Annotated in this window: 1 tRNA gene and 2 rRNA genes; all 3 read right to left on the bottom strand. The window is 47.4% G+C overall.

From position 1 onward, the window contains the following. Positions 1-382: ribosomal RNA gene (locus tag HKO22_RS10580) — 23S ribosomal RNA — on the bottom strand; the annotation flags it as partial. A gap of 119 nt (positions 383-501) precedes the next feature. After that, a tRNA-Ala gene (locus HKO22_RS10575) sits at positions 502-577 on the bottom strand. A gap of 36 nt (positions 578-613) precedes the next feature. Further along, positions 614-2,043: ribosomal RNA gene (locus HKO22_RS10570) — 16S ribosomal RNA — on the bottom strand; the annotation flags it as partial.

Here is a 2,043-nt window from a genome sequence, read left to right as displayed (position 1 = left end):
CTCGTGTTCTGTGGTACTCTTTTGTGCTAGATATCTTCGCTTTCGTCTACGGGACTTTTACCCTCTTTGGTTCTTCTTCCCAGATGATTCGACTGGCTATTTTTTCTTTCTGCACTTTGGGCTCTTCCCTGTTCGCTCGCCGCTACTTCGGGAATCGAGTTTTCTTTCTTTTCCTCAGGTTACTTAGATGTTTCAGTTCACCTGGTTCGCTTCCTATACTTATTTATTGGGTATGGGATACCTCTTACGAGGTGGGTTTCCCCATTCGGATATCTACGGTTCTTCGGATATTTGCTCCTACCCGTAGCTTTTCGCAGCTTGTCACGTCCTTCTTCGCCTCTTGGTGCCTAGGCATTCTCCTAGTGCTCTTCTTAACTTGACCTTTGTTTTAAACATTTCTGTTTTTCCAGTTCATTGTTTTTTTTTGAAATTTTGATTAGTTTTAAGTTGTTATGCTTCTCTTCTCTTTGTGAGAAGTTTTAACTAACTTTTTTGTTAGTCTGGTGGAGATAAGGAGATTCGAACTCCTGACCTCCTGCTTGCAAGGCAGGCGCTCTCCCAACTGAGCTATACCCCCATATATAATTAAAATAGTGTGAAGCTTTTTCCTTAGAAAGGAGGTGATCCAGCCGCACCTTCCGATACGGCTACCTTGTTACGACTTCACCCCAGTCACTTATCCTACCTTCGACTGCTGCTCCCTTGCGGTTTGCTCACAGGCTTCGGGTATTACAAGCTCCCATGGTGTGACGGGCGGTGTGTACAAGACCCGGGAACGCATTCACCGCAGCATTCTGATCTGCGATTACTAGCAACTCCATCTTCATGTACTCGAGTTGCAGAGTACAATCCGAACTGAGAGAGGCTTTTTGAGGTTTGCTTAATATCTCTATTTCGCTTCCCTTTGTACCTCCCATTGTAGCACGTGTGTAGCCCAGGACATATAGGGCATGATGATTTGACGTCATCCCCACCTTCCTCCGATTTGTCATCGGCAGTCTCTTTAGAGTCCCCATCCTAAATGCTGGCAACTAAAGATAAGGGTTGCGCTCGTTGCGGGACTTAACCCAACATCTCACGACACGAGCTGACGACAACCATGCACCACCTGTATTGAGGCTTCCGAAGAAGACGGTATATCTCTATACTTGTCCTCAGTATGTCAAGCCCTGGTAAGGTTCTTCGCGTTGCTTCGAATTAAACCACATGCTCCGCTGCTTGTGCGGGTCCCCGTCAATTCCTTTGAGTTTCATGCTTGCGCACGTACTCCCCAGGCGGAGTGCTTATTGTGTTAACTGCGGCACCGACTTCTGCCGACACCTAGCACTCATCGTTTACAGCGTGGACTACCAGGGTATCTAATCCTGTTTGCTACCCACGCTTTCGTTCCTCAGCGTCAGAATGAGCCCAGTAAGTCGCCTTCGCCACCGGTATTCTTTTTAATATCTACGCATTTCACCGCTACACTAAAAATTCCACTTACCTCTACTCTTCTCAAGATATGCAGTTTCAAATGCTTACAGTAGTTAAGCTACTGCCTTTTACACCTGACTTGCATTTCCGCCTGCGAACCCTTTACGCCCAGTGATTCCGGACAACGCTAGCCCCCTACGTATTACCGCGGCTGCTGGCACGTAGTTAGCCGGGGCTTTTTCTTATGGTACCGTCATTATCTTCCCATATAAAAGAACTTTACGACTCGAAAGCCTTCTTCGTTCACGCGGCGTCGCTGCATCAGAGTTCCCTCCATTGTGCAATATTCCCCACTGCTGCCTCCCGTAGGAGTTTGGACCGTTTCTCAGTTCCAATGTGGCCGTTCACCCTCTCAGGCCGGCTACCCATCGTCGCCTTGGTAAGCCTTTACCTTACCAACTAGCTAATGGGACGCGAGTCCATCTTAGACCACCGGAGTTTTGATCATTGTTGCATGTGCTTCTATGATTTTATTTGGTATTAATCCCAGTTTCCCGAGGCTATCCCAATGTCTAAGGTAGGTTACTCACGTGTTACTCACCCGTCCGCCGCTAATCCATTTTTGCTTCT

It is taken from the genome of Peptoniphilus faecalis (genome assembly GCF_012976305.1).
In the GTDB taxonomy this organism is placed as follows: Bacteria; Bacillota; Clostridia; order Tissierellales; family Peptoniphilaceae; genus Peptoniphilus_A; species Peptoniphilus_A faecalis.
This window is presented reverse-complemented; position numbering and strand designations above follow the sequence as displayed.